We start from the raw sequence: 25,824 nt of genomic DNA on the forward strand, positions 1-25,824 counted from the left end.
CCTTACAGTGACCCTATTGCTGCTGGAGAGTGACGCATGCACCTGCCCCTGACGCGACTTATTCCGCTGATCGCCTGGCTACTGACCATGTTTATCGCCCCGACCGCGCTCGCCCAGGAGCAGGTCGAAGTAGAAGGGGCGACCTTTCCTACCCGGATCGAGCAGCAGGGGCAGTCCTACCGGCTGATCGGCAGCGGCATGTTTCGCTACCTGATGTGGGATGCCTACGCTGGCGCCTACTACCAGGCCAGCGACGTGCCTGAGCCTGCGCCCCAATCGGACGTACCGAGGCGCCTGGAGCTCGAGTACTTCCACGCCATCGACGCAGAGGACTTCGCCAAGGCCACCGAGGACACGCTGCGCGACAACCTTAGCAACGACGCCTATCAAGAGATTCGCCAACGAGTCGAGGCCTTCAGTCGCCAGTATCGCGACGTCGTTCCGGGCGATCGCTACACCCTGAGCTGGGACGGCACGACCCTGAGCCTGGCGCTCAATGGCGAGAGAATCTTCGAGGATAACGACCTGCCCCTGGCCAAGGCCCTGTTCGGCATCTGGCTCGGCGATGCGCCGCTGGGGGATGACTTCCGCGACGCCCTGCTGGGGCGCTGAGCCGACGCCATGCTAGGCTTCACCCTTTCATTCAGCCAGGGGAAGCCGCCATGAGAGCCTTGATTCAGCGCGTCAGCCACGCCCGCGTCAGCGTGGCGGGACGCGAAACCGGGAGCATCAATCAGGGCCTTGCGGTACTGGTCGGCGTCGAGCGCGACGATGACGAGGCGCGGGCCGACAAGCTTCTACACAAGCTGCTGCACTACCGGGTCTTCAGCGATGCCGATGACAAGATGAACCTCGACCTGCAGCAGGTCGAGGGCGGCTTGCTGCTGGTGTCCCAGTTCACCCTGGCCGCCGACACCCGCAAGGGGCTGCGACCCAGCTTCTCCCGAGCCGCGCCCCCCGCCGAGGGTGAGCGCCTTTATCAGTACCTAGTCGATGCGGCCCGTGCGCGCTGGTCAAACGTCGCCTGCGGAGAGTTCGGCGCCGATATGCAGGTAGAGCTCACCAACGACGGCCCGGTGACCTTCCTGCTGGAAAGCTGAGGCCGACGATGGCAGACGCCCCCTTAGTCCTCGGCCAGCAGCGCCTGCTCTTCGGCTTCCATGATCTCTGCGGCCTCCATCCAGCGCTCTTCCAGGCGCGCCTGACGGCTGGTCAGCTCTGCCTGGCGAGACAGCTTTGTGGCCAGCTCATCCTTGCGCGCCGGGTCGGTATAGAGCTCGGCATCGGCAAGCTCCGCCTCCAGCGCGGTGAGCGCCTCGACGACCTGGTTGAGCTCCTTTTCGGCCTTGTCGCACTCGCGTTTGAGCGGGCGCAGCTTCTCGCGAAGCTCCGCGGCGGCGCGACGCTGTGCCTTGCGGTCATCCTTCTGCACGCCGCTTGAGGCGGCTTTGGCCGCGCTGTCCTCGGCCTTGTCGGCCCGGGCCTCGCGGCGCGACTCTTCGAGGCGCTGCTTGAGCCAGACGCGATAGTCATCGAGATCGCCATCGAAGGGCGTCACGCGATGATCGGCGACTCGCCAGAACTCATCGACGGTGGCCCGCAGCAGGTGACGATCGTGAGAGACGATGATCACCGTGCCCTCGAAGCCCGCCAAGGCCTCGGTCAGCGCTTCGCGCATCTCGAGGTCCAGGTGGTTGGTGGGCTCATCGAGCAGCAAAAGGTTGGGCTTCTGCCAGGCCACCAGCGACAGCGCCAAGCGGGCCTTCTCGCCCCCGGAGAAGCTGCCGACCTGGGCGAAGATATCATCGCCGCGAAAACCGAAGCCGCCGAGGAAGTTGCGAATATCCTGGTCGCTGGCGGTAGGCGACAACCGCTGCACGTGCAGGAAGGGCGTGGCGCCCAGATCCAGCCCCTCGAGCTGGTGCTGGGCGAAGTAGCCAATGGCCAGGTGCTCCCCGGCGACCCGCTTGCCGGCCAGTGGCGCGAGCTCGCCGGTCAGCGACTTGATCAGGGTCGACTTGCCGGCACCGTTAGGGCCCAGTAGTCCAATGCGCTGCCCGGGCAGCAGGGTCAGCTTGACGTCGTCGAGCTGAACCCGCTCGCCGTCCTCGCTGGAATAACCCAGCCGCGCCTCATCGAGCACCAGCAGCGGGTGCGAGGTCTTGTCGGCGGAGGGCAGGGTGAAGTGAAAGGGCGAATCCACATGCGCCTGGGCGACGGTGCCCATGCGCTCGAGCATCTTCAGCCGGCTCTGGGCCTGGCGGGCCTTGGTGGCCTGGGCACGAAAGCGCGCCACGAAGCGCTCGATTTCCGCGCGACGGGCCTGCAGCTTGGCGGCCTCGGCCTGCTGTTGTGCGAGCTTTTCGGCGCGAGTGCGCTCGAAGGTCGAGTAATTGCCGCGATACAAGGTCAGTCGCTGCTGGTAAAAGTGCACGATGTGATCGCAGACCGCATCCAGGAAATCCCGGTCGTGGGAAATCAGCAACAGCGTGCCGGGGTAGCGGCTGAGCCACTGTTCGAGCCACAGGAGGGCGTCGAGATCCAGGTGGTTGGTCGGCTCATCGAGCAGCAGCAGGTCGGAGGGCATGAACAGGGTACGCGCCAGGTTGACGCGCATCCGCCAGCCCCCTGAAAAGTCCGCCAGCGGCCGCTCGAGATCATCCTGGTCGAACCCCAGTCCGACCAGCAGCTGCGAAGCCCGCGCCCGGGCGCTGTAGCCATCCAGCGCTTCGATGGCACCGTGCAGCTCGGCCTCGCGATGGTTATCACCGCTTGCCTGAGCCGCGTCCAGGGCTCGCTCGGTGGCGCGCAGTTCATGGTCGCCATCCAGTACGTAATCGACGATGGCCCCGTCCAGTGCCTCGATTTCCTGATCCATGTGGGCGATGCGCTGGCCGCCGGACATCTCGAGCTGGCCCTTGTCGGGGGCCAGCTCGCCGAGCAGCAGCTTGAACAGGCTCGACTTGCCGGCACCGTTGGCGCCCACGATGCCTGCCTTGTGGCCGTCGTGCAGGGTCAGGTCGGCATCCTCGACCAGCGTCTGGGTCCCGCGTTGCAGACTGAGTTGACGCAGTGCAATCATGCCTGACTCCGGAGTTCAAAAAGTTCGCGCCCCACCCTCCGGTCAACCCCCTCAGGCGGCGACGACACGATGAGCATGGATTCTACCGAATTGCGCCAACACTTGCGGGCCCCAATTGGCGATGACAATACATCGCCAGCCTGGCGGCGCTCGCTATGGGACTTCGCGCTGGCCTTCTATGCCCGTCCAGGCATCGAGGCCGCCTGCCTGCACCTGCAGGACAGCGCGGATCTGGACGTCAATGCACTGCTCTGGGCCTGCTGGCTCGATACCCATGGCCTGACCCCAGAGGCGGAACTCGCCGCTGGCGATCACCCGCTATGGGCCGACATCTGGGCCTGGCAAGACCAGATCACTTCTCCCTTGAGGCGTCAGCGCCGGGCGCTCAAGGAGCAAGCACTCGCCAACCCGGCCATCGCCGAACTGCGAGAGACAATCAAGCATGCCGAGCTACTTGCCGAGCGTGAGACACTGACGCGACTGCAAGCACTGGCCAGCACAGGACAGGGCATTCGTCCTCTGAGCGATGAGGACCCTCACCTGGCCAGACGCCTGAGTATTTGGCTCTCAGCACCGACATTTTCTGACCTCCGAGCCCTGCATACCCTGCAGGCGCGTCTTGACCCCCCAAGTCCGTCGGACTAGTGTTTGAGTAGGAAGACCTTATTAAATTCGCCGCTTTGCGGGTGAAAGTTTGCGGCCGAGTCATGCGGCCAATCCAATGCCAAATGTGGCTAAGGGGATGACAATAATGAAGGTGCAAAAACTGCTGACTACTGCCAGTGTGGGTGCTCTGATGATGGGGCTATCCACGGCGTCCTTCGCCGACAACTGGCGTTATGCGCACGAGGAATATAAAGGCGACGTTCAGGATGTCTTCGCCGTGGCCTTCAAGGATTACATCGAGGCCAACTCCGACAACACCCTGCAGATCTATCGCTTCGGTGAGCTCGGCGAGTCCGACGACATCATGGAGCAGACCCAAAACGGCATCCTGCAATTCGTCAACCAGTCACCCGGCTTCACCGGTTCACTGATTCCCGAAGCGCAGATCTTCTTCATCCCGTACCTGATGCCGACCGGCATGGAGGACGTGCTTAAGTTCTTCGACGAGAGCAAGGCCATCAACGAGATGTTCCCCGAGCTCTATGCCGAGCAGGGTCTCGAGCTTCTGCAGATGTATCCGGAAGGCGAGATGGTGGTCACCGCCGACGAGCCGATTCACACGCCTGCGGACTTCGACAACAAGAAGATCCGCGTGATGACCAATCCGCTGCTGTCGGAAACCTACAGCGCCTTCGGCGCCACGCCGACGCCGCTGCCCTGGGGCGAGGTCTATGGCGCGCTGCAGACCGGCATCATCGACGGCCAGGAAAACCCGATCTTCTGGATCGAGTCCGGCGGCCTGTATGAGGTCTCTCCGAACCTGACCTTCACCCGCCACGGCTGGTTCACTACCGCCATGATGGCCAACCAGGACTTCTACGAGGGTCTCTCCGACGAAGACAAGGCGCTGGTCCAGGACGCCACCGATGCGGCATACGCCAAGACCATCGAGCACATCCAGGGCCTCGCCGAGGAATCGCTCGCGAAGATTCAGGCGGCCTCCGATGATGTGACCGTGACGCGCCTCACCGAGGAAGAAATGGACGCCTTCAAGGAGCGCGCTCCGCAGGTCGAGAAAGCCTTCATCGACATGACCGGTGACAGCGGCAAGAAACTGCTGGATCAGTTCAATGCCGATCTGAAGGCCGTGACCGGGGAGTAACGGCTCTTACTACCACGCCAAGGGGGCGGCCACGGCTGCCCCCTTTTTGTTTCCGATTCCCCAACGTACACCCAGCGTTGAGATCGGGCCGCTACCGGTTGTCGTGTTTCTTGTAGCCTGACAGCGAGGGGGCCTAGATTTGGGGAACCCGTTCGAGGGAGTGTGTGCATGTCCGACGAGGAAGAAAGAGCCTATACCTCCGGGCTTCCCGGGGTACTGGGGCTGATCGATACAGCCATCAGCCGCTTGGAGGCCGTGATTCTGGCCATCGGCGTGCTGTTGATGGCAATCAATACCGTGGCCAACGTAGTCGGCCGCTTCGTGTTCGGTGAGAGTATTTTCTTCTCCGGCGAGATCAATCGAATCCTGATCATCATGATCACCTTCGCCGGGATCGGCTATGCGGCGCGCCATGGCCGGCATATCCGCATGTCGGCGATCTATGACGCCCTGCCCGTAGGTGGCCGCAAGGCGCTGATGATCGGTATCTCGTTCTTCACCTCGCTGGTGATGTTTTTCCTGCTCTACTATTCGGTACTCTACATTGTCGATCTATACAGCAAGGGGCGCATCCTGCCCGCCCTTGGCTTTCCGATCTACATTATCTACATCTGGGTCCCGGTCGGCTTTCTGATCACCGGCATCCAGTACCTCCTGACTGGCATCAAGAACTTCCGCACGCGGGACGTCTACCTCTCGACCTCGGTAGTAGACGGTTATAAAGACACGGAAACGGAAGTCTGACACAGGGCTAACTCGCAGGAGCGCGCGATGACGACAATAATGGTATCGACCATGATAGCCCTGCTGTTGCTGGGCTTCCCGATGATGATTCCGCTGATTACTGCGGCCGTCATCGGTTTCTTCATGATGTTCAACGGCTTCGGGCAGATGGAGACCTTCATCCAGCAGATGCTGGCGGGGATCCGTCCGGCTTCGCTGATTGCCGTGCCGATGTTCATCCTGGCCGCCGACATCATGACCCGGGGGCAGTCGGCGAACCGACTGATCGCCATGGTCATGTCCTTCATCGGCCATATCAAAGGCGGGCTGGCGGTCAGCACTGCCGCCTCTTGTACCCTGTTCGGCGCCGTCTCGGGCTCGACCCAGGCCACGGTGGTCGCAGTCGGTTCGCCGCTGCGCCCCAAGATGCTCAAGGCCGGGTACTCGGACTCCTTCACCCTGGCACTGATCATCAACGCCAGTGACATTGCCTTCTTGATCCCGCCGAGCATCGGCATGATCATCTACGGCGTCATCTCGGGCACCTCTATCGGCGAGCTGTTCATCGCCGGTATCGGCCCAGGGCTCTTGATTCTGCTGATGTTCTCGATCTACTGCGTGCTCTACGCAGTCATCAAGGGCGTGCCCACCGAGCCACGCTCTACTTGGCGTGAACGCATGACGGCCGTTCAACAGGCGCTGTGGCCGCTTGGCTTCCCGGTGATCATCGTCGGCGGCATCTATGGCGGCATTTTCAGCCCCACAGAAGCGGCGGCGGCCTGCGTGCTCTACGCCATCCTGCTGGAGTTCGTGATCTTCCGTTCGTTGAAGATGTACGACATCTACACCATCGCCAAGTCCACCGGCCTGATCACCGCTGTGGTGTTCATTCTGGTCGGGGTCGGCAACGGTTTCTCCTGGATCATCTCTTTCGCGCAGATTCCGCAGGCGATCCTCGAGTCGGTCGGCATCAACGAGGCCGGTCCCACCGGGGTGCTGATCGCTATTTGTGTGGCCTTCTTCGTGGCCTGCATGTTCGTCGATCCCATCGTGGTGATTCTGGTGCTAACGCCGATCTTCGCCCCGGCGATCGAAAGCACAGGACTCGACCCGGTGCTGGTCGGCATCCTGATCACGCTGCAGGTCGCCATCGGCTCCGCGACGCCACCCTTCGGTTGCGACATCTTCACGGCCATCGCCATCTTCAAGCGGCCTTACCTGGATGTGATCAAGGGCACGCCCCCGTTCATCCTGATTCTGATCCTGGCGGCGGCTCTGCTGATCATGTTCCCGCAGATCGCCCTGTTCCTGCGCGATATTGCCTTCGCCGATTGACCCTGACGGAGGGAATGACGCCATGTTCAAGAAGATTCTAGTACCCGTAGACGGCTCGAGGGGCGCCCTCGAGGCGCTGTTCAGAGCGGTAGAGTTGGCCAAGCTCACCGGCGCCGAACTCTATGTGCTGAGCGTGTTCAAGCACCACAGCCTGATCGAGGCATCGCTGTCGATGGTACGCCCGGCCAAGCTGGACCTGCCTGACGATGCACTCAAGGAATATGCCTCCGAGATCGCAGTGGATGCCAAGAACCGGGCGCTCAAGATGGGGGCCACCGAAGTGCGCGCCTTCGTCAAGGGCGGCCGCCCGTCCAGCACCATCGTGCGCTTCGCCAAGAAGCGCCAGGTGGACCTGATCGTGATTGGCTCCCAGGGCGCCGGCGGCGAAAAGAGCGCCTCCTTCCTCGGTAGCGTTTCCCAACGGGTGGCCAGTCAGGCCCACTGCCCGACCCTGGTGGTTTAGAGGGTGATTTAGAGAGTGGTATAGCGGGTGGAAGAAGCGGGTGATCTGATCAGCTGATACGATCACCCTGCATGACAATTCGACCGGATGCGGAACCCGATCAGGCTTGGTAGAGTCCGAAGGGTTGCGTATCCATCCTCAAGACTGCAAGGACCCTTCATGAAGACATTGGTTAAAGCCGCCACGATTGGCGCCCTGCTGACCGCAGCAGCGCCCTATGCTCTGGCTGCCCCCGAGACCGACGAAGCCAAGCTCGGCTATAGCCTGGGTGTGACCCTGGGTCAGAGCCTGGTCCAAGACGTTGAGGATCTCGACCTCGAGTCCTTCACTCAGGCCCTCGAAGATGTCTATGCCGGCGACGACCTCGCCATGAGCGAAGAGGCAATGGCGAAGTCGCTGCAGCAGTTCCAGCAGCAGGCCATGGCCAAGCGTCAGGAAGCCGCCAAGGCCGAGGCCAACGCCAACCTCGAAACCGGCCAGGAATTCCTCGCCGAAAACGCCGATAAAGAAGGAGTAACCACTACCGACTCCGGCCTGCAGTACAAGGTGCTGGAAGCCGGTGATGGCGCTACCCCGAGTGCCGGTGACACCGTCAAGGTCCACTACGAAGGCAAGTTGCTCGACGGCACCGTCTTCGACAGCTCCTACGAGCGCGGTGAGCCGGTCAGCTTCCAGGTCGGCCAGGTCATCCCGGGCTGGCAGGAAGCCCTGAAGATGATGAGCGTCGGCGACACCTGGATGGTCTACATTCCCGCTGATCTCGCTTATGGCAGCAGCGGTCAGGGCCCCATCGGCCCCAACGAAACGTTAACCTTCAAGGTCGAGCTGCTCGACGTCAATCCGGATGCCGATCAAGCCGACGACTCTTGATCTCAGGATGAGAACGGCACGCTTCACTGCCGTTCTGGCGCTGGGCCTAGCGGGCCCAGCGCTGCCATCTGACGCCCCCCCGCCTCCGCTCCCTGATCTCACCCTCGACCCCAGCGCCACCATCGTGATGGGCGTCTCCTCCGGTGGCTACATGGCCACCCAGCTTGCCGTAGCCTACCCCGAGCTCTTCCAGGGCCTCGCCGTGTTCGCCGCTGGCCCATGGGGCTGTGCCCAGGGCGAGCTGAATCGTGCACTGGGCCAGTGCATGTCGACCCTCCGCGGCCTGCCGGAGCGCGATGCTCTGCAGGCGCGCCTTTCGGACTACCGCACTCAGGGGTTGGTCGGCCAGGCCAGGGCGCTTTCCGGCCAGCGGGTTTATCTCTGGCATGGCAGCGCCGATACCACCGTAGAGCCCGCTCTGGGCGAGATGCTCGCCGAGCAGTACCGCGACTGGCTAACCGCCCCCGAGTCGCAGCTCAAGGTCGTGCGCCAGGCCGACGCCGGGCACGGCTGGCCGGTGGACGCCAGCGTCCTGAGCGATTCGGCCGAGTTCGTCGACTGCCGGGAAGGTGGCACGCCCTACTTGCTGGACTGCGGCCTCGATGGGGCCGGAGAGGCGCTTGGCTGGCTGTATGCTGAAGATGGTGAGGAAAGTGTGAAAGGTGAGTCAGGTGAGGAAGAAACGCCCCTTACTACCCCGACAACGCCACCACCCGAGCGGTTGTTCACCTTCGACCAGTCAGCCTTCGACGACGATCTGGCCGAACAGGGCTATCTCTATGTGCCGCAAGCCTGCGAGTCCGGCAGGACCTGCAGTCTGGTCGTTGCCCTGCACGGCTGCAGCATGAACGCCGCCGCGATCGGCGAGGCCTTCATGCGCGACACGAGTCTCAATCAGTGGGCCGACACCCTTGGCCTGGTGGTGCTCTACCCTCAGGCCACCACCAGCCTCGCCAACCCACTGGGCTGCTGGGACTGGTGGGGCTATGAGGAAAGTCTCTGGCAGCCGCAACCTCAGCACGACAGCCGTGCCGGCAAGCAGTTGGCGGGATTGGTAAAGATGGTTCGACAACTGCTCGACCTGCCCGATGGCGCAGCATCTGACAGCTGAGCCTTCTCCTGCTCCTGCTAATCAGTCAGCGAAGCAAGAGCACACCACTCAAGCGCCCACGTCTTGCCCCGCCACGGCTTCAACGGCTTCTGACCACCTCGAAGTCGAACCAGCTGCCGCGACGCGCCTTATCGGTTTCGACCACCACCTGGGCACGCCAGGGCATTACCGCCTCGGTACACAAACCGATCTGTCCTTCTCCAACGAAGGTGCCCGGCCCGACTTTTTTCAGCGGGAAGCGATGCAGCCCCATGGGCATGTTGCGCCCCACGAACTCCACCGTGACCGCCTTGGCGTCGAGGCCTTCCAGGGCCACGGTGAGTGGCAGGGTCGTCATCGGGGCCAGGTCGTTGCCAACACCAAACACCAGTCGCCCACCAAACCCGAGATTGGCTTCGCAGGGCCCGTCGTGAAGGTCGCAAGCGCCAGACGGTGGATACCAGGTCACGTCGCTCTGGCTGTCTCGCAGGTAGTAGTCCAGCAAATACCAGCAGGCCACCACGACGGTGGCCAGAGTGACCATGATCAGCAGATTGAGCAGGGGTGAGCGCGGAGCATCATCGTCCTGAGCATGAGGGGAAGAGTTCATGGCGGCGAAAACAGCACTCCCAAGGCATGTCTAAAAGGTTAAGCTTATCAGCATTTGTCGTTGACGCCCTGGGCAGCAATGTCGCAGGGCGACCACAAGGATGAGGAGACGCCATGACCAGCGTCGAACAGGCTCTCGGACCGCTATTCCTGCTGATTCTGACGGGTGCGCTGCTGGGCGTTGCACGATGGCCCGGCGGCGACTTCTGGACGCGCCTCGAAGGGGTCATCTATCACCTGCTGTTCCCCGCCATGCTGGTGGCGACCCTGGCCACCGCTGAGGTCGGCTCGGTGCCAGTGGTGCGCCTGGCGCTTGTGCTACTGGGAGCGATGCTCGTCTTCGCGCTGCTGCTATGGCTTGGCCGAGGCTGGCTGTCGCTGAGCCAGCCGGCCTTTACCTCGGCTTTCCAGGGGGCGCTGCGCTTCAACACCTATGTCGGCGTGGCCGGGGCCGCCGCCCTGCATGGCAACGCCGGTGCCACAGTGGCCGCCGTGGCGGTGGCGCTGATGGTGCCGGTGGTCAACGTGCTGTGCGTTGCGGCCTTCGTTGCCGCCGGCACTCTGGGGCCCTCTAGCCTGGGCAAGAGCTTCGCCGCCCTGGCGCGAAATCCGCTGATCCTGGCCTGCCTGGCAGGCATCGCGCTCAACCTTACCGGCACCGGGCTGCCCGGCTGGAGCGAAGCGGCGGTCAGTCTGTTGGGCCGGGCCGCCCTGCCGCTGGGCCTGGTGGCGGTGGGGGTCGCCCTGCGTCCTCAGGTTCTGCTGCGGCTCTCGGCCGGCGTCTGGGCCGCCACGGCCATCAAGCTCGCGCTGATGCCGGCGCTGGTGCTGTGCCTCGCTCTGCTGCTGGGTCTGCCCCCCGTCAGCCGCGACGTGGCGCTGCTGTTCGCCGCCCTGCCCACCGCCACCTCGGCCTATATCCTCGCCCGCCAGCTGGGCGGCGATGCCGAACTGATGGCCGCTCTGATCACCGCCCAGACCCTGCTGGCCATGCTGACCCTGCCGCTGTGGCTTGGCCTGGTGATGGGCTAACCTCTTGCCTGACTGATCTTTTGGCGAGGCTATCACGCCATATTCTGCTCTCCGAGTCGCCGCTTTAGCCTTCCTGGGTGACCCGGTTGGCGCAAGGCATACCGCGACTCAGGGCATCGATGTTGGCAAGCGTCACCTCGGCGATCTCGGTGAGCGCCTCGGCGGTAAAGAAGCCCTGATGGCCGGTGATCAGCACGTTGGGGAAGGTGGTCAGGCGTTGGAAAACATCGTCATCGATGATGTCGCCCGAGTGGTCGCGGAAGAACAGCGACGTCTCCTGCTCGTAGACGTCGATGGCCAGGCCCCCTAGACGCCGCGTCTTGAGCGCCGCGATCGCGGCCCGGGTATCGATCAGCCCGCCCCGCGAGGTGTTGATCAAGATCGCCCCAGGCTTGAGCCGGCAAAGCGCCTGCTCATCGATCAGATAGCGGGTCTCATCGGTGAGCGGGCAGTGCAGGCTGATCACATCGCTTTCGGCCAACAGCCGTTCCCGGGACACATACTCCCCGTCCAGCGCCTGGAAGGCTTCGCTCGGGTAACGGTCCTCGCCGAGCAACCGGCACCCGAAGCCGCGGAAGATGCGCGCCGTGGCAAGGCCGATGCGGCCGGTACCAATCAGGCCCACCGTCTTGCCGGCAAGCGTCATGCCTAAAAGCCCCTCGAGCATGAAGTTGCCCTCGCGCACCCGGTTGAAGGCGCGGTGGGTGCGACGGTTGAGGGTCAGCAACAGCGCCAGAGCATGCTCAGCCACCGCTTCCGGTGAATAGGCCGGCACCCGCGCCACCGCGAGGCCCAAGCGCTCGGCGGCGGCCAGATCCACGTTGTTGAAACCGGCGCAGCGCATGGCAACGAAACGCACGCCGAAGGCCGCCAGCGCTTCCAGCACCTCGGCATCCAGCCGATCGTTGACGAAGGCGCAGACCCCGTCGACACCCTGGGCCAGCACCGCACTGTCCGGCGTCAGGGTCACCTCGTGAAACTGAAGGTCGATATCGCGACCTGCACACGCCTCGGTGAAGAAACGACGGTCGTAGGGCTGAGCACTGAACACGGCAACGCGGGACACGGACACCTCCTTGTGAAGACTCTGGTGAAGACTCTGGTAAAAACCCGTATGAAGACTCTATGTGCAAAAACTTCTGAAAACTCTTGTGGAAACACGGGTCGAGACCTAGAGCCAGATCTTTTGTTGAAAAACATTCTCGTTACGCTTGACCGATCAAATGAGAATGCTTATCTTTGGTGTGTGGCGCTCGCCAAGCGCCACTTACCATGCAGAGAATGTCAGGTTCCCTGTCATGGTTTCTCCTCATCAAGCTAGTCACGGTCTTAATGCCGCCCTCCCGGGCGGCGTTTTTTTGTCTGGCTTTCAAGACGGTAAGGCCATTGTGCCGGGCATCGGTCGGGCTCGCCTTGTCCTCCGTCAAGCTCGACCGTGTCATCACGTTCCTCAGCGCCAGCATGCTCTGCACAGCCTCAGCGAGCGCCCCGCTCCCGCCACAGGCCGCGCTGATAGAGCCGCTCGTGGAGCAGTGCGGCCAGTGCATCCACCGCGGGCTTCGAGGCCGCCGACATCCGTTTGCCGAGGTGAAGCTGCGCCTCGCCGCCGGTCAGCGCCGGCAGCCCATCCGCCGGCCCTAGCTCGCGCATCGCCGGCGTCAGCCGCTCCCGGTCGAGCACGCTGATCGACAGCCCCGCCTCCACCGCCGTTTCCAGGGCATGAACGCTGGTGCTGGTGAAGACCGCATACCAGGCGCGCTCCTCGGCCTCCAGCGCCTCAATGCCGATCGCTCGGTACGGGCAATCCACCGGATGCAGGCCCAACGGCAAGGGCTGCGTCGGGTCGAGCACGTACTCCCGAGCCGCGGCCCAAACCGGTGAAGTGCGCCACAGCGGCTGGCCACCTTCGAGCCGGTGCGAGCGGTCGAGCAGCAGCGCAAGCGTCAGCTCACCACGCTCGAGCCGTCGGGCCAGTTCACCGCTGGTCGCGGTGACCGCCTCCAACAGCACATCAGGATGCTGAGCCATGAACTCGGGCAGGATCTGGCCTACCAGCTCGCGGGCAAAATCCTCCGGCATGCCGAAGCGCACCCTGCCGGAAAGCCCTTGGCCGGTGAAACGCGCCAGCAGCCGATCATGCTGCCCCAGCAGGGCGCGAGCCTCGCGCATCAGCGACTCGCCGGCGGGCGTCAACGTCATGCCGCGAGCGCTGCGGATCAGCAGCCGTGTCGCCAAGCGCTCCTCTAATCGCTTGATTTGCATGCTGATCGCGCTGACCGTGCGATGCCGCTGCTCGGCGGCTGCGGCCAGGGTGCCAAGCTGCGCGACGGCCAGAAAGCTGCGCAACGACTCAAGATCCAGGGCGCTGGACACGACTTCAGACATATTGAAGGCTCACTGCAATTTTAATCGATTCTCTTAACACTCTAGTCGCCCGAGAATGGCCACGCCATCATCGCCAACGACCGCTGAACACCTGGGATGTGATGATGCGCTAGGAGACACCATGCAACTGCACTCATCGACACCTGGATTCTTTCACCGTCTGCCACTCGGGACCCTGTCCATCGCCGCGGGCTTCGTGCTCTGCTGGAGCAGTGGCTTCGTCGGCAGCCGCCTCGCGGTCGCCGTCGACACCCCGGTACTCACCCTCTACGTCTGGCGTTTCGCCCTGGCGACCCTGATCGCGGCCCTGATCTGGGCGGCACAGTCGGGGCCGCAAGGCCTGCGTGAGCAGCTTGCGTGGCGGTCACTGGGGCGGGAGGCGGCGATTGGCAGCCTGACCGTGGGCCTTTATCTGCTGGCCATGCTGGTGGCCGTCCAGCAGGGCGTCAGTGCCGGAGTCGCCTCGCTGGTGGGTGCACTGCAGCCGCTGGCCGCCGCCGGATTGGCCGGCCTATGGCTCGGCGAAATCAACGGTCGCGGCCGCTGGATCGGCATGGGCGTGGCCACCCTGGGTGCCGGACTATGCGTGCTGGATGACGTGCAAGGAGTTGGCGGGGCGCCGGCCTGGGCCTATGCCCTGCCAGTGCTGGCGGTGGCAGCGGTGACGCTTGGCAGCGTCATGACCTCGACGCCACGGGTGAAGCTGCCGTTGATGGCACGCCTGACGGCTCAACTCATGGCGGCAACGCTGGTGTTCGTCGCGGCGGCGCTTGCCGCTGGCAGCCCTCTGACGCCGCCGGCGATGGACGCCGAGACGCTCACCGTGATGGCTTGGCTGGTGGGACTTGCCACCTTCGGCGGCTACGGTTTCTTCGTGGTCGGGCTGGGACGCTTGGGAGTGGCGCGGTTGTCGACGTTGATCTACCTGACGCCGGCGGTAACGCTGGGCTTCACCGCCGTACTGTTCGACGAGCTGCCGGGGCAGCTTGGCTGGCTGGGGATGGCGGTGGCCGCCGCCGGGGTGCTGATGGCCCTGGGCTCACGCCCACGCTCAAGCAGCTCGACGCAAGCACCCGACCGGGCAACCAGCCAGACGTCCTCTCAGGCCAACATGGAGGCATCCCATTGGGCAGCCCAGGTCAGTGACGCGCTCGATGGCGAGCACGCGCACCAGGAGATCCCTAAGACCCAGGCCCGGCCGGTGGGCGAGGCTCAGGCCTCGCGAGCGAAGATCAGGTCCCAGACGCCGTGGCCGAGTCGTTCGCCGCGGGCCTCGAACTTGGTCAGCGGCCGGAAGTCGGGGCGCGGCACATAGGGCGTGCTCTCGGCGGGGGCAGTGTTGCGATAGCCGGGCGCCTCCGCCATCACCTCCGCCATCACCTCCGCCATCCACTCGGCATAGGCCTCCCAGTCGGTGGCCATGTGCAGGGTGCCGCCGGGCTTCAGGCAGCGGCGCACCAGCTCGACAAAGGCCGGCTGAACGATGCGGCGCTTGTGATGCTTCTTCTTCGGCCAGGGGTCGGGGAAGAATAACTGCAGGCGCTCAAGGCTCGCGTCGGGCAGGCACTCGTCTAGTACCCGCAGGGCATCTTCACGGTAAACCCGCAGGTTGCTGAGCCCGCGCTTGTCGGCCTCATCCAGCAGCTTGCCCACGCCTGGGGCGTGCACCTCGATGCCGATGAAGTCGGTCTCGGGGTGGCGCTCGGCCTGCTCGATCAAGGAGCCCCCCATGCCGAAGCCAATCTCCACCACCAGCGGCGCCTGACGCCCGAACAGGGTCGCCGGGTCCTGAGGGCCATCATCGAGCGTCAGGCCGAGCCGCGGCCAGACCTCCTCGAGGCCGCGGGTCTGGGCCTGCGTCATGCGCCCGGCCCGCAGCACATAGCTCTTGATGCCGCGGCGGTGCAGCGGCGCGGCCTCGTCTTGCGTTGTCTTCTCTTGCACAGATACATCGTGTGTCGCCTGCGCAGCGCCATCGGCGGCAGGGGCGGTGTCATCCACCTTAGCGGCGGCTGCGGTGTCGGGCGTCGGGGTGCGGTCGTCGTTCATACGGCGGCGGTCGAATATCCGTGAGTCATAAGTAAGGCGGTCGTCAGTCAACGGCAGTGATCAGCCGTTGATGCGTCCGGCGAAGGGCGAGGACGGCTCGGCGTTCTGGCGGCGCGGCATGCGGCCGGCCAGGAAGGCCTCGCGACCGGCTTCCACGGCCTGACGCATAGCGTTGGCCATGCGCTCAGGATCGCGGGCATGGGCGATCGCCGAATTCATCAGCACGGCGTCGCAGCCAAGCTCCATGGCCAACGCCGCGTCCGAGGCGGTGCCGATGCCGGCATCCACCAGCACCGGCACCTGGCTCTGCTCGACGATCAGGCGCAGGTTGTGCGGGTTCTGGATACCATGGCCGGAGCCGATCAGCGAGCCCAGCGGCATGATCGCCGCACAGCCCATGCGCTCGAGCTCACGGGCAACGATCGGATCGTCGCTGGTATAGACCATGACGTCGAAATCGTCGGCCAGCAGCTCCTCGGCGGCCTTGAGAGTCTCGACCACGTTCGGGTAGAGGGTGCCGTCGTCGCCGAGCACTTCGAGCTTGACCAGGTTGTGGCCGTCGAGCAGCTCGCGGGCGAGCTTGCAGGTGCGCACGGCGTCGCGAGCCGTGTAGCAGCCGGCGGTGTTGGGCAGCAGGGTATAGCGGCTCGGCGGGATCACATCGAGCAGATTGGTCGCGTCAGCGTCCTGACCCAAATTGGTGCGGCGCACCGCGAAGGTGACGATCTCGGCGGCGCTGGCCGCGATCGCGCGGGACGCCTCGTCGAAGTCACGATACTTGCCGGTGCCGACCAGCAGCCGCGAGCCGAACTCGCGGCCGGCGATCGTCAGCGGTTGATCCTCGATACGTTCAGACATCTGGTCTCCTCGGGTGGGGCAGGCGCGCGGTGAACGCGCCAGCTAGCCGCCGCCGATGGCATGCACGATTTCGACGCGATCGCCTTCGGCGAGCCGGGTGGCCTCGTGCTGGCTGCGGGGCACGATCTCTTCGTTGACCTCGACAGCGATCCGCCGGCCGGCCAGTTCAAGCGCAACAACCAGCTCGCCGACGGTGGTCTCGCTCGCAAGCTGCTTGGCATCACCATTGAGCTGGATCTGCATGGCATCCTCTCAACAGGCTGTTAAAGGGCACATATTGTAGCCTGTTCGCGGCGCTCGGGGTACGGTAATCCCGGCATCGGCGCCAGGTGCGGCGAGCGGCCTCACCGCCCCCAGTTGAACAGGAGAGCAGAATGCGAGATAGGCGATGGTGGATGACGGCAGCCGGCAGCGGCGCGCTGACGGTGATGGCCGGGGCCTTCGGCGCCCATGCCCTGGGCGACACCCTGGCCCCCAAGCTGCTGGCGGCTTTCGAGACCGGCGTTCGCTACCAGGCCTGGCACACCCTGGCGATACTCGGCGTGCTGGCCTGGCGGTCAAGCCTGCCGCGCGCCGGGCAGCTGGCGGTGATCCGGCTGTGGACGCTGGGCATGCTGCTGTTCTCGGGCTCGCTGTATACGCTGGCACTCAGCGGCGTGACGCTGCTTGGCCTGATCACCCCGTTTGGCGGCCTGTGCCTGATACTCGGCTGGCTGGCACTGGGCTTCAGCGCCTGGCGGGCCTAGGGCTTAGGCGTAGAGACAGGGCGCTCAAGTTTCAGTCGCCGTCGGGCAGCGCATAGGTCGCGGTGACGATGGCCACCGGCTGCTCGTCGCCGGCGGAGTAGAGTTCCACCTCGCCGACCGCCAGGCGCCGGCCCAGCTTGACGATACGCGCGTTGGCAATAAGGTCGCGATCACCCCGGGCACGGCGCAGGAAGTGGCAGTTGAAATCGGTGGTCACGGCCATCGCCTCGGGGCCGATCTGGGCCAGAATCGCCACGTACAGGCAAACATCGGCAAGCCCCATGATGCTCGGGCCGGACACGCTGGCGCCGGGGCGCAGGTGCTCATCCTCGATGGCGAGGCTCATGGTGGCACGCATCTCATCGACGCCCTCGATGGTGCCCTGGCGATGGGGGAAGGCCTCATCGAGAAATTCTTCGATGGCGGCGGCGGACATCACGGTCATGGCGGGCTCCCTGCGGCGAGACGTTCCTATGAGGTGTTGCTATGAGGTGTTCCGATGATACACGGGGGTCGGGCCCAAGATAGCCTATTGGCAGGCCGCGCGCCCAGTCCCAACGCCCCTTCAAAGGTGGCAGACCGGGCCGCCATCAGGCCACGCAAAAAGGCCCCGGAACAGAGGTTCCGGGGCCTTGCTTGCTTACGTCAATCGGTCCCTCGGCCTGGGGCGTCCAAGTCATGCCCCAACACTGACCAGGACTCAGGGCTCAGCCCACTGGCGCGGGAGGAGCCAGGCGAGACCAGGCGAGGATATCGCCGTCAGTGCGCAACCTTCGCCTTGTGCACCGCCCGCCAGTGGTGCAGCAGCGGCTCGGTGTAGCCGGCAGGCTGTACCCGGCCCTTGAACACCAGGTCACAGGCGGCCTGGAAGGCGCTGGAGGCAGCGAAGTCGGCACTCATCGCCGTGTAGTCCGGGTCACCGGCATTCTGCTCATCGACGACCCGCGCCATGCGCTCGAGTGTTTCCTGAACGCGGTCGGCGCTCACCACGCCGTGGTGGAGCCAGTTGGCGATATGCTGGCTGGAGATACGCAGGGTGGCGCGGTCCTCCATCAGGCCGACGTTGTGGATATCCGGCACCTTGGAGCAACCGGTGCCGTGCTCGACCCAGCGCACCACGTAACCGAGGATGCCCTGACAGTTGTTGTCGAGCTCCTGCTGGATGTCCTCGTCGGACCAGTCGGGCTTCTCGGCCACCGGCACGGTCAGCAGATCATCCAGCAGGTCGGCCTCGCCCTTGGCTTCCAGCTCACGCTGGACGCCGGCCACGTCGATCTGGTGATAGTGCAGGGCGTGCAGTACAGCGGCAGTCGGCGAGGGCACCCAGGCGGTGTTGGCACCGGCCTTGGGGTGGCCGACCTTCTGCTCGAGCATGGCGGCCATGCGATCCGGCATCGCCCACATGCCCTTGCCGATCTGCGCGCGGCCGCGCAGGCCGCAGGCCAGACCGATCTGCACGTTGTTGTGCTCGTAGGCCCCGATCCACTTGCTGCCCTTCATGTCGCCCTTGCGGATCATCGGCCCGGCTTCCATGGCCGTGTGCATCTCGTCGCCGGTGCGATCCAGGAAGCCGGTATTGATGAAGGCGACCCGTGACGCAGCCTCGTGGATGCAGGCCTTGAGGTTCGCCGAGGTGCGACGCTCCTCGTCCATGATGCCCATCTTCAAGGTGTCCCGATCCATGCCCAGCAGGTCCTCGACGCGGGAGAACAACTCGCTTGCGAAAGCGACCTCGGCCGGGCCGTGCATCTTCGGCTTGACGATGTAGACCGAGCCACTGCGCGAGTTGCGCGGCGCGCCGTCGGCCTTCTTCAGGTCGTGCAGCGCCAGCAGGCCGGTGACCACGGCGTCGAGCATGCCTTCCGGCACTTCGTTACCATCGGCGTCAAGAATCGCCGGCGTGGTCATCAGGTGGCCGACGTTGCGCACCAGCATCAGCGAGCGGCCGTGCAGGCTCAGCGTGGAACCGTCAGGCGTCAGATAGTCGCGATCGGCGTTGAGGCGACGGGTGACGGTCTTGCCGCCCTTCTCGATCTGCTCTTCGAGATCGCCGCGCATCAGCCCCAGCCAGTTGCGATAGACGCCGACCTTGTCCTCGGCATCCACCGCGGCCACGGAATCCTCGCAGTCCATGATGGTGCTCAGTGCGGCCTCGACCACCAGGTCCTTGACCCCGGCCGGGTCGGTCTTACCGATCGGGTGGCTGCTGTCGAACTGCAGTTCCAGATGCAGACCATGATTGGCCATCAGAATGGCGGTAGGCGCGCTGGCCTCGCCCTGATAACCGATCAGCTTGCCCGGATCCTTGAGACCGGTCTCACGGCCGCCCTCGAGACGCACCAGCAGGTGGCCGTCGCGCAGCGAATAGCCGACGGCATCGCGATGCGAGCCGGTGGCCAGCGGCACGGCACGGTCGAGCACGCCGCGTGCGTAAGCCACCACCTTGGCGCCGCGCTTGGGATTGTAGCTGGTGCCCTTCTCGGCACCGTCGTCCTCGCTGATCGCATCGGTGCCGTACAGCGCGTCGTACAGGCTGCCCCAGCGAGCGTTGGCCGCGTTCAGGGCATAGCGGGCGTTGCTGACCGGCACTACCAGCTGCGGACCGGCCTGAACGGCGATCTCACGATCGGTATTGGCGGTGGTGGCGCTGACGGTCTTCGGCGCATCGACCAGATAACCGATCTCCTCGAGGAAGGCCCGATAGGCCGGCATGTCGCTTACCGGGCCGGGATGTTCGCGATGCCAGGCATCCAGCTTCTGCTGCAGGCGCTCGCGTTCGGCGAGCAATTCGCGGTTGCGCGGTGTCAAATCAGCGAAGAGGGCATCGACGCCGGTCCAGAAGGCCTCGGCGTCGATGCCGCTGCCCGGCAGGGCCTGATCGGTGATGAAGCTATCCAGCTCGCGGGCCACCTGAAGGCGGTGGTGGGTAACTCGTTCAACCATGGGGATCTCCTGATGCACGCTGACCAACCGGCCAGGCTCGCCGCAGCGAGCGCCCTCTCGTCGGCACGGAGGGCTGTTTGTGGAAATTAATTCCAGAATATTCTCGAGCTGATGCTATCCCATATTTCGTCGGGCGTCGTCAACTCCTCGACCAAATGATGAGAGCCGTCGTTTACAAATATGGCTTGTGCCCCCCGCTAGCGCTAGCATGTGAGCACTAGGGAGAGATTGATGACCGACTTCGCATCACTGCAGGCGCTTGGGCCGATGGAACGCACAGGTGCCCCCGGCGGCCCACCTCATGCCGGGACCCTCGGCCGATATCTCGAGCATTACCAGCTGTCGCCGCTGCTCGCCGACCAGGTCGGCCTGCACGTAGGGTTTGTCGAGGCCGGCAACTTTCGTCTCTGGGCCCAGGTATGGAGCCCAGCCGAGCCCAAGGGCACGGCCTTCGTGGTGCATGGCTATTTCGACCATCTAGGACTCTACCGCCACCTGCTGGCCCTGCTGCTCGAGCGCGGCTGGCGAGTCGTGATGTGGGACCTGCCCGGCCATGGCCTGTCCAGCGGTCCCCGGGCCACCATCGAGGATTTCGACGACTACGGGCTGTGCTTGCGCGCATTGCAGGACCATCTTTCCAACCGCGGTCTGGCGCCACAGCCCTGGATCGGCATCGGCCAGAGCACCGGTGCGGCGATACTTGCCACCGATGCCCTGCGCCAGGGGCCCAACAGTCAGTGGGCGGGGCTCGCCCTGCTGGCGCCGCTGGTCCGGCCCTTTGGTTGGTCGCAGTCGAGCTGGCTGCACCTGCTCGCCGGCCCCTTCCTGCGCAGCCTGCCAAGGCGCTTCAATCCCAACTCCACCGACAGCGATTTCACTACCTTCCTCAAGGAGAGTGACCCCCTGCAGCCCGATCGCCTGCCGGTAAGCTGGATCAACGCCATGCGCCGCTGGATGCCGCGCCTGCTGGCGCTGCCCCCCAGCGAACTGCCCGTGCTGATCCTGCAGGGCGAGCAGGACCTGACCGTCGACTGGCAATGGAACCTCGAGGTGCTGCGCGGCAAGTTTCCGCGCGCCATCGTCCACCGCCACCCCGAAGCGCGTCATCACCTGGTCAATGAAGCAGAGGAGATCCGTCAGAGCATGTTTGCCGAGCTCGAGACCTTCCTGGCCCAGTTCGAGACGAGCCCCGCCGTGACCCAGGAACCCTCGGTATGAGCTACCTCACCTGCCCCACTCAGAAAGCGTGCCTGGCGGTTCTGGCCATACTCTGGCTGATGGCCGGCTGCGCCAGCACGCCCGAGGCGCCCCCGACCCTGCGCCAGGCGCTGCTGGGGCTCAGCGATCGCGCCGCCGCGCTGGTGCTGGCCCAGCCGGCCTGGTCGCAGGCCGATACCAGCGCAGGACAGGACATCGTGCTGCTGCTGGGCGAGACTCAGGTCGACGCCAGCCTCGGCATTACCCCGGAGCGCTTTGGGGAGAGCCTGTCGCGAGCCCTGTTGGCCGCCCCCCAGGGCCCTCAAGTGCTCGACTGGATGCCAAGCATGACCACGCGCGAAAGCGATAACGCCAATCTCTGGCTGCTGGAGAGCCGCCTCGAACCCGATGGCCCCAGGCTGACCCTCTCGGATCGGGACCTGCTGCCCTACCGGCTGACCCTGGCGCTGCGCCACCCGGGCGATGACGAGATCCGCTGGCAGCGGATGGTAAGCGGCGCCTTCGACACCACCGCGCTCTAAGCTCCTAGCTCTCAAGTTCTCAAGTTCTCAAGTTCTCAAGTTCTCAAGTTCTCAAGTTCTCAAGTTCTCAAGTTCTCAAGTTCTCAAGTTCTCAAGCCAGCTTCCTGCGGCCAGCAGAGTTGAGTCACTCCTCCTCTGGCGCCACAATCATGCTATCGCTTGTAAGGAGAGCCCGCATGCCCCGCTTCGCCGATCACCTTTACCGCGACGGCCCCGCCAACCCCTTCCCGGGGATCAAGGCGCTGGAGCGCCGCCTGGGCCGCGAGATTCCCCACCGACTGGGCTCCAACGAGGGCCTGGATATGCCGCACCGGGCGCTTGAGGCCCGCTTCGGCGCAGCGCTCAGCGAACTGGCCCGCGGCTACGGCGACGCAGGCGCCATGGGCGTGCGCACGCGGCTCGCCTCAGCGCTCAATGTTGAGCTGGATAACCTGCTGGTCGATGCCGGCGCCGACAGCCTGCTGGCGCTTGCACTGCGCGCCGTGGCTCCCGCCGGCACAACGGTGGTGACCAGCGCCGGCAGCTACCCGACCTTCGGCTACTTCGCCGCCGGTCAGGGCTGTCGAATCATCGAGACCCGCTATCAGGAAGCGCCGGGGCTGCTCGCGCCGGACCTGGCGGCCCTGGCCGATGCCGCCACACGCGAAGACGCCCGGCTCGTGTATCTGGCCAATCCCGACAATCCGGGCGGCCACCTGCACGATGATGACGCCATCGCCGCGCTGCGCAACGCCTTGCCCGAGACCTGCACCCTGCTGCTCGACGAGGCCTATCACGACTTCCGCGATGATGCGGCAAGCCACGCCGTGCTGCCCGGGGTGATCCGCGTGCGCACCTTCTCCAAGGCCCACGGCCTGGCTGGACTGCGCATCGGTTACGCCCTCGCCGAGGCCGAGACCCTCGAGATGCTGATGAAGGTCCGCATCCACTATGCGGTGTCATCGCTTGCCGAGGCCGCCGCCGAGACCCTGCTCGACCACCCGGACGAGACCCGCGAGCATATCGAGGCGGTGATCGCGCGCCGCGAGCGCCTGGCCACCCACCTGCGCGGACTCGGCGCCGAAGTGCTGCCCAGCGCCACCAACTTCATCGCCGTGCGCCTGCCCGATGCCGAGCTGGCCGGTCGAGTACACGGCGAGCTACTCGCCGCCGGTAGCCTGATCCACCGCCCCCCGCATCCGGCGCTTGGCCATGTGCTGCGCATCAGCGCCGTCGAGGACGCCCTGGTACCTGGCCGCCTGGCCGCGCTGGAAGAGGCCCTGGCCAACGGCTGAGGCGCCTCCCGTCGCCCAGGGTCGGCCCTGCCCCGCTAACGCCCCGCTGGCTGGCCCCTTGGTTAGCCGCGCTTCAACAGCCGGTCGAGCTGGCGAAAGCCGATCGCTTCCATCAGCTCGGCCCGCCCGGGACGCGGTTCGCCGGCGAGATCGGCAAGCGTCAGCGCCACCCGCAGCACCCGGTGATAGGCACGCGCCGAGAGCGACAGCCGCTCAAGCACGCTGGCAAGCCAGGCGCGGTCGGCGGCTTCCAGAGCACAGGCGGCTTCCAGTTCGCGTCCCGGCAGATGGGTATTGAGAGCACCGCGCTCGGCCTGTCGAGCCCGGGCGGCGATCACCCGCGCGCGCACCGTGGCCGAATCCTCGCCGGTCTCCCTTGATGTCAGCTGTTCAGGCGCCAGCGCCGGCACCTCTACCTGCAGGTCGATACGATCGAGCAGCGGGCCGGACAGCCGCCCCTGATAGCGCTGAATCTGCGCGGCGGTGCAGTGACAGGCCCGTCGCGGGTCGCCGAGATAGCCGCAGGGGCAAGGATTCATGGCCGCGACCAGCTGGAAGCCGGCCGGGTAGCTGCGCTGTTGGCTGGCCCTGGCGATATGAATCTGCCCGGACTCCATGGGTTCGCGCATCACTTCGAGCACATGGCGGGAGAATTCCGGCAGTTCATCCAGAAACAGCACGCCGTGATGCGCAAGCGAGATTTCGCCGGGTCGCGGCTTCGAGCCACCGCCGACCAATGCCACGGCGCTGGCCGTGTGGTGAGGCGCGCGAAAGGGCCGCTGACCCCAGTGTTCGCGCAGGCCAAGCCCGCATACCGAGCGAATCGCCGCCACCTCCAGTGCCTCGTCTTCGGAAAGTGCCGGCAGAATGCCCGGCAGGCGGCTGGCCAACATGGTCTTGCCGGTGCCGGGCGGGCCCGCAAACATCAGGTTGTGCCCGCCAGCGGCGGCCACCTCGAGGGCGCGGCGCGCCTGATGCTGACCGCGGACCTCGGAAAGATCGGCGCTGACTATCGCGGGGGGCAATGGGCTTGATAGGCGATGGGGCGTCAGCGGTGTCTGCTTCACCAGGTGCGCCACCACCTCTAGCAGGTGGTCGGCGGGCAGTACCTCAAGACCGCTCACCAGCGCTGCCTCGTCGGCATTGGCGCGGGGCACGATCAGCTTGCGGCCCCGCGCCCGCGTGGCAAGCGCCACCGGCAGCACCCCGGGAACCGGGCGCAAGCGGCCGTCGAGGGCCAACTCGCCGAGGCACTCCAGATCGGTCAGGGATTCGGCGGGCAGCTGGCCGGAGGCCACCAGGATGCCCAGCGCGATCGGCAGATCGAAGCGCCCGCCTTCCTTGGGAAGGTCGGCAGGCGCCAGGTTAAGGGTAATGCGCCGAGTGGTGGGGAACTCGAGCTGGGAATTGACCAGGGCGCTGCGCACCCGTTCGCGGCTTTCCTTAACCGCCGTCTCCGGCAGGCCGACCAGAGTCAGGCCCGGCAGGCCGTTGGCCAGGTGCACTTCAACCAGCACCTCGGGGGCCTCGAGGCCGAGGCTCGCCCGGCTCGAGATGATCGCCAGTGTCATACGCGTTCCTTGCGTAGCTCAGTGTCTTTTCCTAGACACTAGCGCAGGTAAGGCCCGCCTGTCGCTGATTCCCGACTCAACGCGCGCCCGGTCTCAATGCCGGCCCGGGGCCTTCTTGTCAGCGGACGGTTCCGCCGCCTTGTCGTCACTCGGGGTTGCTTCGTCGGCCGGCGACTCATCCAGCGCCTCAGGGGCAACTTCTGCGGCTTCGGCCGCCAGCGGCGTTTCGTTAGACGCCGAGGTATCGCGTTCGATGGCGGCCTCCAGCGCTGCGACCTGTTTCTCCAGCGATTCGACCCGCGAGCGGGTGCGCTGCAGCACATCCATCAGGATGTCGAAGTCCTCGCGGGTCACCAGTTCCATGCGATCGAAGGCGCTGCGCACTACCTGTTGAACGCTGCGCTGCAGCTCCTCGGGGGCATGGGAGGCGCCCTGCAGGCGCTCGCCGAGCTGCTGGGCCAGACGGCTGATACGATCGTTCGTCACCATGGGTCGCACTCCTGTCGGTCAATGTCGGTGGCTTTTTACAGGATACGCAAGGCACGGCGATCACGCATGCACTCTACGTCCCCTCCAGCACTTCACTCTCTTGGTGCACCGCCCCGCTGAGCGTTCAATGCACCCTGCAAGCGCACCGTCGGGAGGCATTGGCACCAAATTAGTGCGCAAATACATGCTGCATTGCGAAGTCATTTCTTCTTAGACTCATAACAACCTCACATCTTTCTGATTTACTTGAATTAAATCGGGATTGGCACGCTATGCGCTAAGCCTTAGTTACGCATCACCAAGAAAGCGAAAGCACGCCAACGACAACCCCTTCCAGTGGGAGACACGGAATGAAACTCATCACTGCCATCATCAAGCCGTTCAAGCTCGACGATGTCCGCGAGGCGCTGGCCGACAACGGCGTCCAGGGCATCACGGTGACCGAGGTCAAGGGCTTCGGCCGCCAGAAGGGCCATACCGAGCTCTATCGCGGCGCCGAATACGTCGTCGACTTCCTGCCCAAGGTCAAGGTCGAGATCGCCGTCGATGATTCACGTCTCGAAAGCGTTCTCGAGGCCATTCGCAACGCCGCCAATAGCGGCAAGATTGGCGATGGCAAGCTGTTCGTCACCCCACTGGAGGATGTGATCCGCATCCGTACCGGCGAGCGTGGTGCCGACGCGGTCTGATCCGCAGCAACCCGACGCAGGGCCCTTCACATAACAACCTAACCCTATAACGCGAGTACCACCGTCAGCGTCACAACGACACAAGGCAGCGCTGGCCCAGGAGAGTACC

The 25,824-nt window shown here is 64.9% G+C and carries 27 protein-coding genes; 16 read left to right on the top strand and 11 right to left on the bottom strand.

The features are described 5' to 3' along the window. Positions 1-36 precede the first annotated feature (36 nt). Together BCL93_RS14410 and dtd are read left to right on the top strand one after the other, a co-directional pair. The gene (locus BCL93_RS14410; RefSeq protein WP_112055961.1) at positions 37-612 is read left to right on the top strand and encodes a chalcone isomerase family protein; all 576 of its coding nucleotides are present in this window, start codon (positions 37-39) and stop codon (positions 610-612) included. A 50-nt stretch (positions 613-662) separates the two neighbouring features. Continuing rightward, complete coding sequence (gene dtd, locus BCL93_RS14415) at positions 663-1,100, top strand: D-aminoacyl-tRNA deacylase (protein WP_112055962.1); 438 nt, start codon at positions 663-665, stop codon at positions 1,098-1,100. Between the two features lie 23 nt (positions 1,101-1,123). Here the strand turns inward: dtd and BCL93_RS14420 are convergent, their stop codons facing one another. Continuing rightward, a complete protein-coding gene (locus tag BCL93_RS14420; RefSeq protein WP_112055963.1) occupies positions 1,124-3,082 on the bottom strand; it encodes an ABC-F family ATP-binding cassette domain-containing protein in 1,959 nt (652 codons plus the stop codon). 75 nt (positions 3,083-3,157) lie between these two features. Between BCL93_RS14420 and BCL93_RS14425 the strand changes: the two genes are divergently transcribed. The 7 genes from BCL93_RS14425 (at position 3,158) to BCL93_RS14455 (ending at position 9,352) form a co-directional block, all read left to right on the top strand. Beyond that, a complete protein-coding gene (locus BCL93_RS14425; protein WP_112055999.1) occupies positions 3,158-3,727 on the top strand; it encodes a TIGR02444 family protein in 570 nt (189 codons plus the stop codon). A gap of 106 nt (positions 3,728-3,833) precedes the next feature. Beyond that, the gene (gene dctP, locus BCL93_RS14430; RefSeq protein WP_112055964.1) at positions 3,834-4,850 is read left to right on the top strand and encodes a TRAP transporter substrate-binding protein DctP; all 1,017 of its coding nucleotides are present in this window, start codon (positions 3,834-3,836) and stop codon (positions 4,848-4,850) included. Between the two features lie 168 nt (positions 4,851-5,018). Further along, entirely contained in the window at positions 5,019-5,594 is a 576-nt protein-coding gene (locus BCL93_RS14435; protein ID WP_112055965.1) for a TRAP transporter small permease, read from the top strand. Between the two features lie 27 nt (positions 5,595-5,621). Beyond that, the gene (locus tag BCL93_RS14440) at positions 5,622-6,908 is read left to right on the top strand and encodes a TRAP transporter large permease (protein ID WP_112055966.1); all 1,287 of its coding nucleotides are present in this window, start codon (positions 5,622-5,624) and stop codon (positions 6,906-6,908) included. Positions 6,909-6,930: 22 nt separating this feature from the next. Beyond that, positions 6,931-7,371 (top strand): universal stress protein, encoded by a 441-nt coding sequence (locus BCL93_RS14445; RefSeq protein ID WP_112055967.1) that lies wholly within the window; start codon positions 6,931-6,933, stop codon positions 7,369-7,371. Between the two features lie 159 nt (positions 7,372-7,530). Beyond that, on the top strand, positions 7,531-8,241 hold the full coding sequence (locus BCL93_RS14450) for an FKBP-type peptidyl-prolyl cis-trans isomerase (protein WP_112055968.1): 711 nt from the start codon (positions 7,531-7,533) through the stop codon (positions 8,239-8,241). 7 nt (positions 8,242-8,248) lie between these two features. Then, positions 8,249-9,352, top strand: coding sequence for an extracellular catalytic domain type 2 short-chain-length polyhydroxyalkanoate depolymerase (locus BCL93_RS14455; protein WP_112055969.1), 1,104 nt, complete (start codon positions 8,249-8,251; stop codon positions 9,350-9,352). 79 nt (positions 9,353-9,431) lie between these two features. Here the strand turns inward: BCL93_RS14455 and BCL93_RS14460 are convergent, their stop codons facing one another. Further along, the gene (locus tag BCL93_RS14460; protein WP_112055970.1) at positions 9,432-9,941 is read right to left on the bottom strand and encodes a hypothetical protein; all 510 of its coding nucleotides are present in this window, start codon (positions 9,939-9,941) and stop codon (positions 9,432-9,434) included. A 113-nt stretch (positions 9,942-10,054) separates the two neighbouring features. On the opposite strand from BCL93_RS14460, the gene BCL93_RS14465 reads away from it, so the two are divergent. Further along, positions 10,055-10,972: an AEC family transporter gene (locus tag BCL93_RS14465; protein WP_112055971.1), complete on the top strand. Its 918-nt coding sequence runs from the start codon at positions 10,055-10,057 to the stop codon at positions 10,970-10,972. 64 nt (positions 10,973-11,036) lie between these two features. Here BCL93_RS14465 and BCL93_RS14470 read toward each other — a convergent pair whose 3' ends face one another. Then, the gene (locus BCL93_RS14470; protein WP_112055972.1) at positions 11,037-12,038 is read right to left on the bottom strand and encodes a 2-hydroxyacid dehydrogenase; all 1,002 of its coding nucleotides are present in this window, start codon (positions 12,036-12,038) and stop codon (positions 11,037-11,039) included. Positions 12,039-12,448: 410 nt separating this feature from the next. Continuing rightward, positions 12,449-13,357 (bottom strand): LysR family transcriptional regulator, encoded by a 909-nt coding sequence (locus tag BCL93_RS14480; RefSeq protein ID WP_112055974.1) that lies wholly within the window; start codon positions 13,355-13,357, stop codon positions 12,449-12,451. 121 nt (positions 13,358-13,478) lie between these two features. Here BCL93_RS14480 and BCL93_RS14485 point away from each other — a divergent pair, with 121 nt between their 5' ends. Further along, a complete protein-coding gene (locus tag BCL93_RS14485; RefSeq protein ID WP_258396594.1) occupies positions 13,479-14,672 on the top strand; it encodes a DMT family transporter in 1,194 nt (397 codons plus the stop codon). On the opposite strand, the gene trmB is transcribed toward BCL93_RS14485, so the two are convergent. Genes trmB through thiS form a run of 3 tightly spaced genes read right to left on the bottom strand, consistent with a single transcriptional unit; the run spans position 14,570 to position 16,507 of the window. Then, positions 14,570-15,406 carry a tRNA (guanosine(46)-N7)-methyltransferase TrmB gene (gene trmB / locus BCL93_RS14490; RefSeq protein WP_112055976.1) on the bottom strand — a complete coding sequence of 279 codons (837 nt, stop codon included), beginning with the start codon at positions 15,404-15,406 and terminating at the stop codon, positions 14,570-14,572. The two genes, BCL93_RS14485 and trmB, sit on opposite strands and share 103 nt — an antisense overlap. A gap of 60 nt (positions 15,407-15,466) precedes the next feature. Beyond that, positions 15,467-16,264: a thiazole synthase gene (locus BCL93_RS14495; protein WP_112055977.1), complete on the bottom strand. Its 798-nt coding sequence runs from the start codon at positions 16,262-16,264 to the stop codon at positions 15,467-15,469. 42 nt (positions 16,265-16,306) lie between these two features. After that, on the bottom strand, positions 16,307-16,507 hold the full coding sequence (gene thiS, locus BCL93_RS14500; RefSeq protein ID WP_112055978.1) for a sulfur carrier protein ThiS: 201 nt from the start codon (positions 16,505-16,507) through the stop codon (positions 16,307-16,309). A gap of 131 nt (positions 16,508-16,638) precedes the next feature. Between thiS and BCL93_RS14505 the strand changes: the two genes are divergently transcribed. Continuing rightward, the gene (locus BCL93_RS14505) at positions 16,639-17,010 is read left to right on the top strand and encodes a DUF423 domain-containing protein (protein ID WP_112055979.1); all 372 of its coding nucleotides are present in this window, start codon (positions 16,639-16,641) and stop codon (positions 17,008-17,010) included. A gap of 31 nt (positions 17,011-17,041) precedes the next feature. On the opposite strand, the gene BCL93_RS14510 is transcribed toward BCL93_RS14505, so the two are convergent. Both BCL93_RS14510 and BCL93_RS14515 read right to left on the bottom strand, forming a co-directional pair. Beyond that, on the bottom strand, positions 17,042-17,455 hold the full coding sequence (locus BCL93_RS14510) for a PaaI family thioesterase (protein WP_112055980.1): 414 nt from the start codon (positions 17,453-17,455) through the stop codon (positions 17,042-17,044). Positions 17,456-17,769: 314 nt separating this feature from the next. Then, positions 17,770-19,953, bottom strand: a complete 2,184-nt coding sequence (locus BCL93_RS14515) for a malate synthase G (protein ID WP_112055981.1) — start codon at positions 19,951-19,953, stop codon at positions 17,770-17,772. A gap of 231 nt (positions 19,954-20,184) precedes the next feature. Between BCL93_RS14515 and BCL93_RS14520 the strand changes: the two genes are divergently transcribed. The 3 genes from BCL93_RS14520 to BCL93_RS14530 all read left to right on the top strand — a co-directional run bounded on the left by BCL93_RS14520 (position 20,185) and on the right by BCL93_RS14530 (position 22,966). Then, positions 20,185-21,171: an alpha/beta hydrolase gene (locus tag BCL93_RS14520; RefSeq protein ID WP_112055982.1), complete on the top strand. Its 987-nt coding sequence runs from the start codon at positions 20,185-20,187 to the stop codon at positions 21,169-21,171. After that, positions 21,168-21,692, top strand: a complete 525-nt coding sequence (locus BCL93_RS14525) for a hypothetical protein (RefSeq protein WP_112055983.1) — start codon at positions 21,168-21,170, stop codon at positions 21,690-21,692. Before BCL93_RS14520 ends, BCL93_RS14525 begins: the two co-directional genes overlap by 4 nt. Before the next feature lie 176 nt (positions 21,693-21,868). Further along, entirely contained in the window at positions 21,869-22,966 is a 1,098-nt protein-coding gene (locus BCL93_RS14530) for an aminotransferase class I/II-fold pyridoxal phosphate-dependent enzyme (protein ID WP_112055984.1), read from the top strand. Between the two features lie 62 nt (positions 22,967-23,028). Here BCL93_RS14530 and BCL93_RS14535 read toward each other — a convergent pair whose 3' ends face one another. Together BCL93_RS14535 and BCL93_RS14540 are read right to left on the bottom strand one after the other, a co-directional pair. Continuing rightward, on the bottom strand, positions 23,029-24,537 hold the full coding sequence (locus BCL93_RS14535) for a YifB family Mg chelatase-like AAA ATPase (protein ID WP_112055985.1): 1,509 nt from the start codon (positions 24,535-24,537) through the stop codon (positions 23,029-23,031). Positions 24,538-24,630: 93 nt separating this feature from the next. Beyond that, on the bottom strand, positions 24,631-25,026 hold the full coding sequence (locus BCL93_RS14540; RefSeq protein ID WP_112055986.1) for an accessory factor UbiK family protein: 396 nt from the start codon (positions 25,024-25,026) through the stop codon (positions 24,631-24,633). 350 nt (positions 25,027-25,376) lie between these two features. On the opposite strand from BCL93_RS14540, the gene BCL93_RS14545 reads away from it, so the two are divergent. Continuing rightward, on the top strand, positions 25,377-25,715 hold the full coding sequence (locus BCL93_RS14545; RefSeq protein WP_092526622.1) for a P-II family nitrogen regulator: 339 nt from the start codon (positions 25,377-25,379) through the stop codon (positions 25,713-25,715). The last annotated feature ends 109 nt before the right edge of the window (positions 25,716-25,824 follow it).

This window comes from Onishia taeanensis (assembly GCF_003268885.1).
GTDB classification, from domain to species: Bacteria; Pseudomonadota; Gammaproteobacteria; order Pseudomonadales; family Halomonadaceae; genus Onishia; species Onishia taeanensis_A.